Genomic DNA, 13,371 nt, shown 5'->3' with positions numbered 1-13,371 from the left:
AAGCGATGGTATACGCGTTTACGATTCAGCCCGGTATCTACCACGCCTTCGAAGACGAGGCGGAGCAGATTGAACAATGCAAGGAATGGGGCCTGCTGTCCGGTAAGGCAATCAAAACCAAAGCCTTTTTTTATAAGGGAAACGGCTTGAACGTTCCCTGCACCATCGTCGGGTACACCGACAGAATGACGGCTGTCATCGAATTGGACAACAAGCAGCAGCACTGCATCCACCCTTCCTATTTGAAGGAAATGCAGGCGGCGAACTACGGGCAGAGACAGTGGTCTTCCAGCGAAAACGACACCGAAGCCGATGCTTCGGAAGGAAACGATGCGGCCGGGAATGCGGAGCCTGCAGGTGAGGTTCCGGCGGATGCGGCCGCTGAGACTACGTCAGCCGCCATCCCGCAGAAGCAGGCTGCCGCAGAGCCGGCGCTGACGTCACAGACGGAGGCAGAGCCTGGGCAAGCCGCCGTTTCCGCCGATCGGGACAAGCCCGACGCCGCATCCGAAGCTGTCGATGCGCCTAAGGCGAAGGCCAAGAAAGAAAAAGCGCCCAAGCTTCAGCTTCCGGAAGGAAAAGTGAAGATGACCGCTAAGGTACAGGATTTCACGACGGTTCCCAATCACTTTTCCGATAACGACGATGAGGTCATCATTTACGAAAATGTGGCCATTGTGGATCCGGAAACGGATATCGGCACCGCCTGGTCCAGCCACAGCGCGACGCTGAAAAAGCTGGAGCTCGAAGTCGGCGATACGATCACGTTCGAAGCCAAGATCGTGGCCAAGAAGCTGACGCGCTACCCCGTGCCTTACAAAATCAACAATCCCGCTAAAATCCAGAAAGAGCAGGAGTAGCTGTAAAAAGAAACACCGTTCAGACGCACGTTTCCCGTGCTTCCGGACGGTGTTTCTTCTTTTCGTCATCCGTCAATATTTTGTCAACCATTCTTCACCGTTTACTCACAGATATTGTGAAAATAATCACAGCTAAGTGTGTAAGATAAAATAGAAGGATTTGGTTCGAGCAATCCAGGATCTTATCTCGTCGTTTTACAATTATTTCCCGGGGCGGTGAAAGCATGAAACCGTTTAAACGTCAGGAGAAAAGGCTGATGATTCTCATGTTCGTCGTGGCCGCCGTTATGCTGCTTTCCTTTTTGCGCAGATTATTTGCTTAAGCCTGCATGTACCCGAAACAAGAACATTCCAGGGGGAGTTGGTGCACCGTGTTTCATTATGATCCTGTACTGTACAGCCGCATACTCACCGAAGTCACGCTCGCGTTCCACATTATTTTCGCCACTATCGGTGTCGGCGTTCCGGTGATGATCGCTCTGGCCGAATGGACGGGCATCCGCAAGAACGACCGGTACTACACACTGCTGGCCCGCCGCTGGGCGCGCGGCTTCGTCATCACCGTCGCCATCGGCGTCGTGACCGGAACGGCCATCGGTCTACAGCTGAGCCTGCTGTGGCCAAGCTTTATGGAAATCGCCGGGCAGGCCATCGCGCTGCCGCTGTTTATGGAGACGTTCGCGTTCTTCGTCGAAGCGATTTTCCTCGGCATTTATTTGTATACCTGGGACCGGTTCAAACCGAAGCGGCATCTGATGCTGCTCATCCCGGTCGCCATCGGGTCTTCCGCCTCGGCCTTTTTCATTACGACCGTGAACGCGTTTATGAACACGCCGCAAGGCTTTACGCTTGAAAACGGCAAAATCACGAACGTGGACCCGATTGCGGCCATGTTCAACCCGGCGACGCCCACGAAAGTTTCCCACGTCCTCGCATCGGCTTACATGACGTGCGCGTTCATTCTCGCGGCCATAGCGGCCTTCTCGCTGCTGCGCCGCAAAGGAGACCGGCTTTACGCCAAGAAGGCGCTCAAGCTTACGCTATCCGCAGGCCTTGTGTTCGCGCTGGCAACGGCTGCGATCGGCGACCTCTCGGGCAAGTTTCTGGCGGCTTATCAGCCCGAGAAGCTGGCTGCGGCCGAATGGCATTTCGAGACGCAGACCAAAGCTCCGCTGGTGTTCGGCGGAATTTTGACAGAGGACAAAGAAATCAAATACGGGCTGAAAATCCCGTACGCCCTGAGCATCCTCGCCGGCAGCAATCCCGGCTTTGAAGTCAAAGGACTGGATCAGATTCCCGATGAGCTGGAGCCTCCGCTCTATGTGCACTACTTCTTCGACGGCATGGTCACCATCGGGATGTTCACCATCGTGATCGCGGCTCTCTACCTGTGGCTCAGCCGCAGCAAACGCGCCTCGAAGCCGGCTCCGCGCTGGCTGCTCCGGGTGATCGTCGCCTGCGGACCGCTCTCCATGCTCGGCATCTGGCTCGGCTGGTTCTATGCCGAGGTAGGCCGGCAGCCGTGGATTCTCCGCGGCTACATGAAAGTGGCCGAAGCGGCCACGACGTCGGCCCATGTGGACAAGATGCTGCTCTTGTTCTGTCTGCTGTATCTCGTCCTGGGGCTGACCGCGATAAAAGTGCTGTCCAAGCTGTTCAAAAACAACGACGTCGCGGATGAATTGATCGCATTCGGCGTTTTCGAGAAAAGGGGGCCGCTGGAATGAATCTGGAGCTGCTCGGCATTACCGTTCTGTGGGTGTTTCTGTTCGGCTACCTGATCGTGGCTTCCATTGACTTCGGAGCCGGTTTTTTCAGCTACTATTCCGTCGTTACGGGCAGTAAAAATATCACGCACCGCATCATCGAGCGCTATCTTTCTCCCGTCTGGGAAGTCACCAATGTGTTTCTTGTCTTCTTCTACATCGGCCTGGTCGGATTTTTTCCGGAAACCGCCCGCTATTACGGCACGGCACTGCTTGTCCCGGGGTCCCTGGCGCTCATTCTTCTCGCTCTGCGGGGTTCCTACTACGCGTTCAGCACGTACGGGTCCAAAGACAACCGGTGGTACATGCTGATCTACGGAGCTACCGGGCTGCTGATCCCCGCCGCTTTATCGACCGTGCTGGCCATTTCGGAAGGCGGCCTGATCGTGGAAACCGCCGGCCAAATCACGCTGGACTGGAGCGCTCTCCTGGGCAGCGTCTATACCTGGTCGGTCGTGCTGCTCGCTGTCGTCAGCGTGCTGTACATCTCCGCCATGTTCCTGGCCTACTATGCGCATAAAGCGAAGGACAAGGCCGCTTTTGAAATCGTACGCGGGTATGCGCTTTTCTGGAGCGTTCCGACCATTCTGGCCAGCGTACTCGTCTTTTTCGCGATCTCCCGGCATAACCCCGAACATTTCACAAAAATGCTCGATCTCGCCTGGATGTTCGTCGTCTCGTTCCTCTGCTTCCTGATTGCCGTCTACACCGTCTGGAAAAAAAGACATTTGGGCCTCGGCTTCACCTTCGTCCTGCTCCAGTTCGCCTTTGCTTTTTTCGGGTACGGGGCCTCCCATCTGCCTTACATTCTGTATCCGTACATCACGATTCATGAAAATTTCACCAATCCCGCCATGGGCACGGCGCTTATAATCGCTTTTATCGCCGGCCTGCTGATTCTCATTCCTTCGCTTGTTCTGCTGATGAGACTGTTCCTGTTTGATGCCAGCTATGTTCAAGGAAACCGGGATAAGAAAGGATGAAGACGCCGTGGAACATTTTATGATCATGTATGCTCCTCCGATTGTCGTTGCGGTCTCGCTGCTCTTCTTGTTTCTGTGGGCGCCCCGCGCCAAAGATGTCACGGACGAGCCGGAAGGCGATCGTCCGCAGCGTATGCGCTGAACCTTCTCTGCTTTAACCGTACCGATCAGCCATACCCTTCTTATCACTCGCGAAAAGAAAGGCGATTCCCGTAAGAGAATCGCCTTTTTTATTTTACCTGCCGCTTACATGGTGATAATTTGCAGAAAACGATCATAAACTAGTATGTAAGAATAGATTACCGGAAGGAGGTGCCGACTAGATGTACTACGAAGAAGATCGCGAACCGTTTGAAGACGATGCAGCCGACGAGAAGGAAGAATAAGTAACCCTCGTGCGGTCCCCATGAATGTGACACCCCGTTTCTTCTGTCCACTCTCTCCTGTTTGACGTGCATGCCTCTTCCTTCCAAACGGCAAAAAAGCCCGTTCTCCGCTAATGGAAACGAGCTTATTTTTGTTGGACACTTTATGAAAAAGCCGCCCCGTAAAACGAGGCGGACTTTTTTGTTGTAAGCAGACTGCGGCCGCTCTTACTTCTCTTCGTTCAGGTAAACCGCTTTGCCGGTTTTCGCCGATTCGTAGATGGCTTCGAGAATCTCCGATACGACAAGTGCCTGTTCCGGCGTGACTACCGGATCTTTGTCGTTTTCGATCGCGTCGATCCACATCCGCATCTCCAGATCGGGCGCGTTCTCGGAAGCACCCTCGTAAAAGGCTACGCCGCCGCTGGAAAGCTCGATATTCTGCGTGTACAGGCGGCTGTTTTTCTCGCCGTTAATGCGCAGGCCGTCCTTCATGTCGGCTCCGCCCTCGGTTCCGCTCAGCGTACATTTCGCTTCGTCGACTTCAAGGGTGTTCAGCGCCCAGCTCGATTCAAGCATGATAGTCGCGCCGTTTTCCATCGTGATCATACCGAAAGCGGAATCTTCAACCGTGAACTTCGCCGGGTCCCAAGGGCCCCAAGCATTCGCCGCGTTCGCCCGGTGAGACAACTTGTGGTACGAGGTTCCGAGCACAACCTTCGGTTTGTAGTTGTCCATCATCCACAACGTGAGGTCGAGCGCGTGAGTCCCGATATCGATCAGCGGGCCTCCGCCCTGCTTTTCTTCATCCAGGAATACGCCCCAAGTCGGAACGGCCCGGCGGCGGATAGCGTGTGCTTTGGCGAAGTAAACTTCCCCAAGCTCGCCGTCTTCGCAAAGCTTTTTCAAATACTGGGAATCGGAGCGGAAACGGTTGTTATATCCGATCGTCAGTTTCTTGCCGGTCCGTTTGGCGGCGTCCACCATGCGGCGGGCGTCCACGGACGTTTTAGCCATCGGCTTTTCACACATGACGTGTTTGCCGGCTTCCAGTGCATCGATGGTAATGTCCGCGTGAGAATCGTTCGGTGTGCAGACATGAACTATATCAAGGGAGGAATCTTTCAGCAGTTCACGGTAATCTTGGTAAACGCAAGCATCGCCGGAACCGTATTGTTCCTTGGCTTTTTCCGCCCGTTCGATGACAATATCGCAGAATGCGACCAATTCAACGTTAGGCAGTTTCGCCAGACTCGGCAGGTGTTTGCCGTTTGCAATCCCTCCGCATCCGATAATTCCGATCCGGTACTTTTGTGACATTGCAGTTCCTCCTTCAAATGGGTAAACATGGATATGTAACTAACAATCAGACAGGATGGCGGCAAAATGTACGCGCGTTCTAAAATTTAGCGGCTTCCCCTGCCTGCTCGATCGTACTACAATAAAGTATAGAAGATACCTCGCCAAAATAAAATCACAGATATGGCGATACTTATATGCGATTTTGTCATTCGGGGGCAGAGCTGGTGGAAATCTATAACGAACAGATTAATTATGAAAACCCTTTTTTGTCCATGCGGGTCTTTCAAGCCCGTCGTGACGACGAGCGGATGAGTCCGTGGCATTACCACAAAGAAGTCGAAATGCTTGCCATTGTCGAAGGAGAACTCGACGTTTACCTTGAAAATGAAAGAGTGAGCCTGAAAGCCGGAGACGTTATCCTGATCGGTTCCTCCGAGCTCCACCGGGACCGTTCGTCGGCAGATACCACACTCGTCTATTATGTGTTCCAGTTCGACCTGGAGCATTACTTTGACGAAAGCGGGATCGCTTATTTGCGTTATTTTTCGGAGACCCAGTCCGCGCTAAGCAAGCTGAATTATATTTTCCGGGAAAATCCCGCTATCCGCGACGAGGTATTTGCGTGTATCCGCAACATTTATACCGAGTACGCCGGCAAAAAAGTCGGCTATGAAATCGCCATCTCCATCCTCGTGAAACAGATCGTGCTCTCTCTGCTCCGCAGCGACGAGAAGCGCCTGCTCGATTACGGCAACAGCGCCGATCTGATCCGGCTGAAGCCGGTTTTCGAGTACATCGACCGGAATATCGACGGCAAGGTTTACGTGGATGAAGCCAGCAAGGCGGCCAACATTTCCTATTACTATTTTGTGAAATATTTCAAAAAAGTACTCGGCATTTCTTTCCTCGATTACGTGAATTTCAAAAAAATCAAAAAAGCCGAGAAAATCCTGCTGACTCAGGATATCAGCGTCGCCCAGGTCGGCGAACAGATCGGCATGCCGAACATGGCTCACTTTTATAAAACCTTCAAAAAGATCAACCACTGCTCCCCCCATGAATTCCGCAAAAAAATGCTGGAGTGGAACCGATAAGGGCGGATATGGGCTTTCAGGCGGGCAAGCCGTGGTTGCTCACCGTCATGCTGAAGCAACGCAGAATGAGAGCTCGCTTGATGCGGCTGGTACTAACCCAGGCGTTTGGGAGCTTGCCGGACGCCCCTAACGGAGCCGCACAGGTCAAGCCTGCGCCCCTGCACTTACCGGCCGGCCCCACGCGCGTCTCCGCCTCCCGCAGCGGGGCTACCTCATGCCACGCTCTGCGGCTGCGACACTCGGCTGGACCCGCCGCTTTCACGCAGCCGTCTCCACGGATCGGCAGAACCGCGGCATTTGCGGACAGCCGCCCAGCGCGCCGCAGACAAACCGAAGAAAGGCAGGCCCGCATAGGGACCTGCCTTTCTTCTTGCTGCGCCGCTGCGCGGAACAGCCCCGGCAAGAGCCCGGGGCTTTCCGTATCGGCCGCGCCATCGCATCGCTCGCGCGGCGCGATCTCAAGACCGGCGGCGCTTAGCCGCACCGGTCCCGTCTACACCTTGCGGCCCTGGTGGGCAACGAGCTTGTACCCCACGCCGCGGATGGATTCGATCTGAACCGACTGCTGGTTCATCTCCAGCTTCTTGCGAAGCGAGCTTACATGAACATCCACCGTCCGCTGGCCTCCGATATAATCGAAGCCCCAGACGATGTTCATCAGGTCATCCCGCGTAATCACGACTCCGGGGCGCTGCACGAGATAAAGCAGCACCTCGAACTCCTTCGGGCGCAGCGGGATGGATTCTTCTCCGAGATAGACTTCGTACTTCTCGGGGAAGATTTGCAGATCGCCGACCGCAATCACCTTGTCGGTCGATTTCTTGCCTTCGCCGCCGGGCTCGTCCGCCTGCGTGCGGCGCAGAACCGCCGCCACGCGCGCCAGAAGCTCGGCGACGCCGAACGGCTTCGTAATGTAGTCGTCCGCGCCGTGCTTCAGTCCCTGCACGACTTCTTCCTCGGCATTACGGGCCGTCAGAATCACCACCGGCGTCGCATTGCCCTTCTGCCGCAGTTTGGATAGCACCTCAAACCCATTCAACCCCGGAAGCATAATGTCCAGAATGATCAGATCGTACGGCTGCTGCATAGCCGCCTGCAGACCGTCTCCCCCGTGATCCACGACCTTCGTTTCGTAACCTTCCTGAGTCAAATTATAAGAGAGCAGCCTCGCTAACGTAGGCTCGTCCTCGATAACCAAAATTTTTTGTGACATCGTGTCCCCCACGCTTGAACGTCTTATACTACTATCTTAAGTTTATCATAGCAGTGGAATGTAAATCGAATGTAAATAAAATATTAACGCCGCGTAAACTTGTCCGAAAAATGAAATTCCTCCGTCGTTACGGATGAATCACCGGAAGCTCGATAATAAATTCCGTGCCGTAGCCGACCTCGCTCTCGACCCGGATCGTTCCGTGATGCATCTCAACCAGATGCTTCACAATCGACAGACCTAGGCCCGTTCCGCCTGAACTGCGGGAGCGCGCTTTGTCCACCCGGTAAAATCTTTCGAAAATCCGCGGAAGATCTTTTTTAGGAATTCCGATTCCCGTATCTTTAATGGATATCCGGATCCGCTCGTCCTCTCCTTCGGTTCCCGATCCCGCGAGTTCCGCCGCGACCGAGACCCGGCCGCCTTCCGGCGTGTAGTTGATTCCGTTCGCCATCAGATTGATCAGAATCTGCCTCAGACGGTCTTCATCCGCTTCCAGGAACAGCGCTTCATCCACATTCATGCTGAGCGCGATCTTCTTCTTGTCCGCCTCCGCTTCCATCATGTGAAGCGATTTTTGAATAATGCTTTGGAGATGAGTCGGCGACAGCTGCAGAGGAATGCGCTTCGATTCGATTTTCGACAGCTCCAGAATATCCCCGACCAGCCGGTTGAGCCGCTCGCTTTCATCGAAAATAATTTGCAGAAACGATCTCGCCGTTTCCTTGTCATCCAGCGCTCCGGCCAGCAGCGTTTCGGAAAAGCCCTTCACCGCGGCAATCGGCGTTTTCAGCTCATGGGAAACGTTCGCGACAAATTCGCTGCGCATCCGTTCCAGCCGGCGCATCGCCGTAATATCATGCAGAACGACGAGCGCGCCCGACCATTCTCCATCCGCTTGCGAGATGGGGCTCAAGTTGATTTCCAGAATCCGTTCCGACGGGTAATAGAAAATGATTTCCTCGCGGATATGCTCGTTCGTTTCGATGCATTCCTGAATGAGCCGCGTCAGCTCGAACTGCTGCTTCGCTTCGTCGTACTTTTTTCCGTACAATTCATTGGAAGAAAAACCGAGAATATCTTCGGCCGAACGGTTGACGAGCACGATTCTCTGGTCGCGGTCTACCATCAGAATACCGCTTCCCATATTCTCCAGCACGCCTTTGAGGCGGCCTTCATTCTCCAGAATCCGGTTCATCTGCATATGCAGACTGTCCGCCATCCGGTTGATAGCCTGACCCAACTGGCCTACTTCGTCCAGGCTTTTCGTTTCCACACGCGCTTTATAGTTGCGGTTGGTAATCTGCTTCGCCACATTCGTTATGTTCTCGATCGGCCGTGTCAGCCCTTTGGCAATCCGGTAGCTGGTCGCACCCGCAATAAGGAACAGGATACCCAGACCGATAAGAAGGAACAGCCATAAATGGCGGATCGTATTCTCCACCTGCTCGAGGCTCATGGCCAGACGCAGATATCCCGTTTTCTCTCCGCCCGCTGTCTGTACCGGGATAGCCGCATACAGCATGTTGCGTTTAAGTGTGTCGCTGTACCGGATCGCATACCCGACGCCTTCCCGGTTTGCCTGTTGAATTTCGCTGCGGCCCGCGTGGTTGTCCAGCTCTTCGGGATTTTCATCCGAATCTCCCAGCACCTTGCCGTCTTCCCGGATATACGTCACTCGGGCATCCGTAAATTCCTTCAGCCGCTTTGTCTGGGAAGTATAATACGGCACAAGGAAAGCCAAATCCCCGGCCTTGTTCCAGTCGCCGGTCATCTCGATCACGCGAAGTTCGCGCACCAGATTGGATTCCAGCTCTTTAATATGTGAATCTTCCAGCAGCTTTGCCATGAAAATACCGGCGATCAGCATGGAAACTCCGATCATCAGCATAAGAATCAGCGTCAAGCGGGCTCTGAATTTGAGCATAAGTTTACCTTCACTCCAAACATGAGGTCATCATAACGGTTTTCTTCAGGAGATCAATCCTTAGTGTACGCTTCCCCCGCACGTAAAAAAAGTAAAGATTATGTAAAGGAATCCCGGAGGACCGGCAGTATAAGCATGCAAAAAAAACCGGAGGCTCCCCGCCTCCGGCCCGGCGGGCAGAAGGCTTCCACCCGCGAAATAAGTCCGTTTATGAATGTCATAAACTCACGAACAATTCTGAGCAATCCTCGCGTACCGTTCACCCGATTCGTTCGCTTTCGGGAACGAACCGGCATTGCTTGCCCGCCCAACGGATAAACTTAGGCGAAAACAGGCTCCTTGAACTGCTCCAGCTTTTGCAGCGAATTTTTCTCTACATCCGCATGAAGACTGTTTCCGTGAGAATCCATCGTTACGATGGCCGCAAAACCCTCGGTCTGCAGATGCCACATGGCTTCCGGAATCCCGAATTCCATAAAGTCCACGCCTTCGACTTTCTTGAAGCATCTCGCATAGTATTGCGCGGCTCCGCCAATCGCATTCAGATAAACACCGCCATGCTCCTTCAAGGCAGCCAGCGTTTTGGGACCCATACCGCCCTTGCCGATGACGGCGCGGATGCCGAACTTTTTAATAATATCTCCTTGGTAAGGCTCCTCACGGATACTTGTGGTAGGGCCTGCCGCTCTCACTTTCCAGTTGCCCGCTTGATCTTGACTCATAACCGGCCCGCAGTGATAAATGGCCGCACCGTTCAGATCGACCGGCGAGTTGTGATCCATCAAATATTTATGAAGCGCGTCGCGTCCGGTATGCATCATTCCGTTGATGATGACCACGTCGCCCACTTTCAACTGGCGGATCTGCTCTTCGCTGATCGGCGTTTGCAGAACGATCTCACGACGCTCGTCAGATTCGTCGGCATCAGGAGCGGCAGCTACGGCCTCCGGCTGCGAAGCTTCCGCTGCAGCTGCCGGCTGAGCCGCCTCGTTCATCGGCTGGTCGGAACCGCGCTCGTACACCCAATCCTGGATTTCGCCGGTTTGGGCGTTCAGGACAACCCCTTGACGGCGGTAGGCCCAGCAGTTATACGCGATCGAAACGAAGAAGCTTGCGGGAAGACGGTTCATCACACCGGCCTTGCAGCCGAGCAGCGTAACTTGGCCGCCGAAACCCATCGTGCCGATGCCGAGCTTGTTGGCGTTCTCCATCACGTAATCTTCCAGCTTGCGGAGATCTTCGTTCGGATTCACATCGTCCAGGGAACGGAACAGCTGATGCTTGGCCAGCTCGTAGCCGGTCGTGCGGTCGCCCCCGATGCCGACTCCGATCACACCCGCGCTGCAGCCTTGACCCTGCGCCTGATACACGGAATGCATGACGCATTTGCGGATTCCGTCCAGATCTCGTCCCGCTTTGCCCAGGCCGGGGATTTCCGCCGGAAGGCTGTACTGGATGTTTTTGTTCTCGCAGCCGCCACCTTTCAGAATGAGCTTGACTTCGATATCGTCGCGTTCCCACTGCTCGAAATGAATGACCGGGGTTCCGGGACCCAGGTTGTCGCCCGTGTTGGCGCCTGTCAGGGAATCGACCGAATTCGTCCGTAATTTGCTGTCTTTGGTCGCTTGAGCGACGGCTTCACGAATTTGACGCTTCATCGTGATTTGGTCAGCTCCGACCGGACAGTGTATAATAAACGTAGGCATTCCCGTATCCTGGCAAATCGGCGATACGTTCGTTTCCGCCATTTCGATGTTTTGCGCAATGGTGCTTAACGAAAGCGCCGCACGAGTACCCTTATCCTCCAGGGACTGGGCATTGCGGATCGCCCGGCGGACGTCGGCCGGAAGGTTAGTGGACGTTTCCACAATCAAATCATATACACTTTGTAGAAAATGCTGCATGGTGTTAGTCTCCTCTCCTCTTGTCGCATCAGAACAACCGTAAGACCGTGATTTCTGTGGTAGTCACCGCTATTCTTACTATGCTTTAATTATAACACACCGTTCACGCCGCTTGTTACCACGGAAATATGATACAAGGAGCATGGCCATTCATGTACAAAAGACTTCTGAGCGCGCTGCTGCTTGCCGTCTTCGGGCTTAGCGCGCTGCTGATACCGACCGGTGCCGACCGGTACAAACTGTGGTACAGGGATCAGGTAGCCGTACTGATGTACCACCACATCCATGATCAGGACACAAGCAGCAGCACCATTACAAGCAAGCTGTTCCGCGATCAGATGAACTATTTGCTCGCCAAAGGCTATCATTTTATTACACTGCAGGAATTCAAACAGTATCTGGCGGGTGCGAGCGTCCCGGATAATGCCGTTCTCGTCACTTTCGACGATGGTTATGAGAGCGTGTATTCGCATGCCTACCCCGTACTGAAGGAACTGAAAATTTCCGCCGTCAATTTCATCATTACCGAAACGCTGGCCGATCCCAAAGCGACCATGATTCCGTCCATGTCCAAGGAAGAACTGACCCGAATGTCGCACGAGACGAATTTCATCGAAAATCAGTGCCACACCAATGCTTCCCACCGGAAGCTGGACAGCGGGGAAGCCGCCCTCGTCGGCCGCGATACGGTAAACGGCGTTCAGGAAACGGACGAGCAGTACCGCAGCCGGATTTATAACGATGCCGCCGCCTGCGCGTCTAACCTGTCTCCGCTGCAGGAGCTCCCCGTCGATACGGTTGCCTATCCTTACGGCATCATCGCCGATGAAGGCGCGGAGATGTACAGCAAAGCCGGCTTCCGCTACGGCTTTACGATCATTCCGCAGATGGCGACACGCGATGCCAACCGGATGCACATTCCGCGCATCAATGCGGGAAGCCCGTGGATCACGCCGGAACGGCTGCATACCACACTCAAACGGCGGGCTGTCGCCCAGCCTCAGACGTCCGGCTCCGTCCTTCTGTCCGATGCCGTCGACCGTCTGGGAGGTACCGTTACCGACGACGGGCAGTCGGTGACGATCCGCTCGGACGACCGCGTCTTTTCGGGTTCGGTGGGCAGCCGCCGGTTCAAAACCGCCGCCTCCGTCGTTGAACTGTCCGAACCCGTGCGCCGCGAGCACGGCGAGCTGGTCATCAGCCTGTCCGATCTCCAGCGGCTGCTCGGGCGCGAAGTGACCTACAACCGCTCTACCGGCCAGATCTATTGGCGGCAGGAACCCCGAATCCTGACGTCCCAAGACAGTAAGCGTCATCAGGGAGGAACGCCGTAAGATGGACCATCATTTCTTCGCCTACTTGTACCGGATGCGCTACATAGAAAGATGGAGCCTGATGCGGAGCACGGTGCGGGAGAACGTGGCGGAACATTCCTTCCACGTCTCTCTTCTCACCCACGTGCTCTGCACCATCGGCAACGAAGTGTTCGGCCGAAGCTGGCCGACCGACCGCGTCGTATCCATGGCGTTGTTCCATGATGCGACGGAAGTCATCACCGGCGATATTCCTACGCCGGTGAAGCATCACAACCCGCACATTCTGCGGAATTTCCGCGAGCTGGAGCAATTGGCGGCCGACAAGCTCGTCCAGATGATCCCGGACGAGCTCCGGCATGCTTACGAGCCGCTTATACTCGGCCCGGCGGACCCCGAGCTTGCGCGGATTGTCAAAGCCGCAGATCTGCTGGATGCCTACCTCAAATGCACCGCCGAGCTGTCGGCGGGCAACCGGGAGTTCGGCACCGCCAAGAAGCAGATCGAGCAGTCCATCACGGAGCTGAACATGCCGGAAGTCGAGTACTTCCTGACGCGTCTCGCTCCGAGCCTGGAGAAAACCCTAGACGAGCTGTCCGATTAGTTAGCCGGACAGCTCGTTTTTTTGCTTGGGCCTCGCTCTC

12 protein-coding genes are annotated in these 13,371 nt (G+C 54.8%); 7 read left to right on the top strand and 5 right to left on the bottom strand.

All coding sequences use genetic code 11. The annotated features are described in order from the left end of the window. The first annotated feature begins 5 nt into the window (after positions 1-5). The 4 genes from ABH899_RS05575 to cydS all read left to right on the top strand — a co-directional run bounded on the left by ABH899_RS05575 (position 6) and on the right by cydS (position 3,751). Positions 6-860, top strand: coding sequence for a hypothetical protein (locus ABH899_RS05575; RefSeq protein WP_369994652.1), 855 nt, complete (start codon positions 6-8; stop codon positions 858-860). Positions 861-1,231: 371 nt separating this feature from the next. Next, on the top strand, positions 1,232-2,587 hold the full coding sequence (locus ABH899_RS05570) for a cytochrome ubiquinol oxidase subunit I (RefSeq protein WP_009676672.1): 1,356 nt from the start codon (positions 1,232-1,234) through the stop codon (positions 2,585-2,587). Continuing rightward, positions 2,584-3,609 (top strand): cytochrome d ubiquinol oxidase subunit II, encoded by a 1,026-nt coding sequence (locus ABH899_RS05565; RefSeq protein WP_369994649.1) that lies wholly within the window; start codon positions 2,584-2,586, stop codon positions 3,607-3,609. Before ABH899_RS05570 ends, ABH899_RS05565 begins: the two co-directional genes overlap by 4 nt. Before the next feature lie 7 nt (positions 3,610-3,616). Further along, positions 3,617-3,751 carry a cytochrome bd oxidase small subunit CydS family protein gene (cydS, locus tag ABH899_RS05560; RefSeq protein ID WP_326054390.1) on the top strand — a complete coding sequence of 45 codons (135 nt, stop codon included), beginning with the start codon at positions 3,617-3,619 and terminating at the stop codon, positions 3,749-3,751. 157 nt (positions 3,752-3,908) lie between these two features. Here the strand turns inward: cydS and ABH899_RS05555 are convergent, their stop codons facing one another. Next, positions 3,909-4,067: a hypothetical protein gene (locus ABH899_RS05555; RefSeq protein WP_369994647.1), complete on the bottom strand. Its 159-nt coding sequence runs from the start codon at positions 4,065-4,067 to the stop codon at positions 3,909-3,911. A 135-nt stretch (positions 4,068-4,202) separates the two neighbouring features. Continuing rightward, positions 4,203-5,294: a Gfo/Idh/MocA family protein gene (locus ABH899_RS05550; RefSeq protein ID WP_009676699.1), complete on the bottom strand. Its 1,092-nt coding sequence runs from the start codon at positions 5,292-5,294 to the stop codon at positions 4,203-4,205. A 206-nt stretch (positions 5,295-5,500) separates the two neighbouring features. Here ABH899_RS05550 and ABH899_RS05545 point away from each other — a divergent pair, with 206 nt between their 5' ends. Further along, the gene (locus ABH899_RS05545) at positions 5,501-6,370 is read left to right on the top strand and encodes an AraC family transcriptional regulator (RefSeq protein ID WP_369994644.1); all 870 of its coding nucleotides are present in this window, start codon (positions 5,501-5,503) and stop codon (positions 6,368-6,370) included. 493 nt (positions 6,371-6,863) lie between these two features. On the opposite strand, the gene ABH899_RS05540 is transcribed toward ABH899_RS05545, so the two are convergent. The 3 genes from ABH899_RS05540 to ABH899_RS05530 all read right to left on the bottom strand — a co-directional run bounded on the left by ABH899_RS05540 (position 6,864) and on the right by ABH899_RS05530 (position 11,414). Then, a complete protein-coding gene (locus ABH899_RS05540) occupies positions 6,864-7,583 on the bottom strand; it encodes a response regulator transcription factor (protein WP_009676698.1) in 720 nt (239 codons plus the stop codon). A 127-nt stretch (positions 7,584-7,710) separates the two neighbouring features. After that, positions 7,711-9,510 carry a two-component system histidine kinase PnpS gene (pnpS, locus tag ABH899_RS05535; RefSeq protein WP_369994642.1) on the bottom strand — a complete coding sequence of 600 codons (1,800 nt, stop codon included), beginning with the start codon at positions 9,508-9,510 and terminating at the stop codon, positions 7,711-7,713. Positions 9,511-9,830: 320 nt separating this feature from the next. After that, positions 9,831-11,414: a fumarate hydratase gene (locus ABH899_RS05530; RefSeq protein WP_369994639.1), complete on the bottom strand. Its 1,584-nt coding sequence runs from the start codon at positions 11,412-11,414 to the stop codon at positions 9,831-9,833. Positions 11,415-11,566: 152 nt separating this feature from the next. Between ABH899_RS05530 and ABH899_RS05525 the strand changes: the two genes are divergently transcribed. Beyond that, the gene (locus ABH899_RS05525; RefSeq protein ID WP_369994633.1) at positions 11,567-12,748 is read left to right on the top strand and encodes a polysaccharide deacetylase family protein; all 1,182 of its coding nucleotides are present in this window, start codon (positions 11,567-11,569) and stop codon (positions 12,746-12,748) included. A gap of 1 nt (position 12,749) precedes the next feature. Next, on the top strand, positions 12,750-13,331 hold the full coding sequence (yfbR, locus tag ABH899_RS05520; RefSeq protein ID WP_218229292.1) for a 5'-deoxynucleotidase: 582 nt from the start codon (positions 12,750-12,752) through the stop codon (positions 13,329-13,331). Positions 13,332-13,371: the final 40 nt, after the last annotated feature.

Source organism: Paenibacillus sp. RC84 (assembly GCF_041260495.1).
Classification (GTDB): Bacteria; Bacillota; Bacilli; order Paenibacillales; family NBRC-103111; genus Paenibacillus_F.
This window is presented reverse-complemented; position numbering and strand designations above follow the sequence as displayed.

What these genes read in the sequence shown, in the direction of transcription:
- ABH899_RS05530 (WP_369994639.1), bottom strand. Translation starts at nt 11,414, where the DNA reads ATGCAGCATTTTCTACAAAGTGTATATGATTTGATTGTGGAAACGTCC.
- yfbR (WP_218229292.1), top strand. Translation starts at nt 12,750, where the DNA reads ATGGACCATCATTTCTTCGCCTACTTGTACCGGATGCGCTACATAGAA.
- pnpS (WP_369994642.1), bottom strand. Translation starts at nt 9,510, where the DNA reads ATGCTCAAATTCAGAGCCCGCTTGACGCTGATTCTTATGCTGATGATC.
- ABH899_RS05550 (WP_009676699.1), bottom strand. Translation starts at nt 5,294, where the DNA reads ATGTCACAAAAGTACCGGATCGGAATTATCGGATGCGGAGGGATTGCA.
- ABH899_RS05525 (WP_369994633.1), top strand. Translation starts at nt 11,567, where the DNA reads ATGTACAAAAGACTTCTGAGCGCGCTGCTGCTTGCCGTCTTCGGGCTT.
- ABH899_RS05575 (WP_369994652.1), top strand. Translation starts at nt 6, where the DNA reads ATGGTATACGCGTTTACGATTCAGCCCGGTATCTACCACGCCTTCGAA.
- ABH899_RS05540 (WP_009676698.1), bottom strand. Translation starts at nt 7,583, where the DNA reads ATGTCACAAAAAATTTTGGTTATCGAGGACGAGCCTACGTTAGCGAGG.
- ABH899_RS05555 (WP_369994647.1), bottom strand. Translation starts at nt 4,067, where the DNA reads ATGCACGTCAAACAGGAGAGAGTGGACAGAAGAAACGGGGTGTCACAT.
- ABH899_RS05565 (WP_369994649.1), top strand. Translation starts at nt 2,584, where the DNA reads ATGAATCTGGAGCTGCTCGGCATTACCGTTCTGTGGGTGTTTCTGTTC.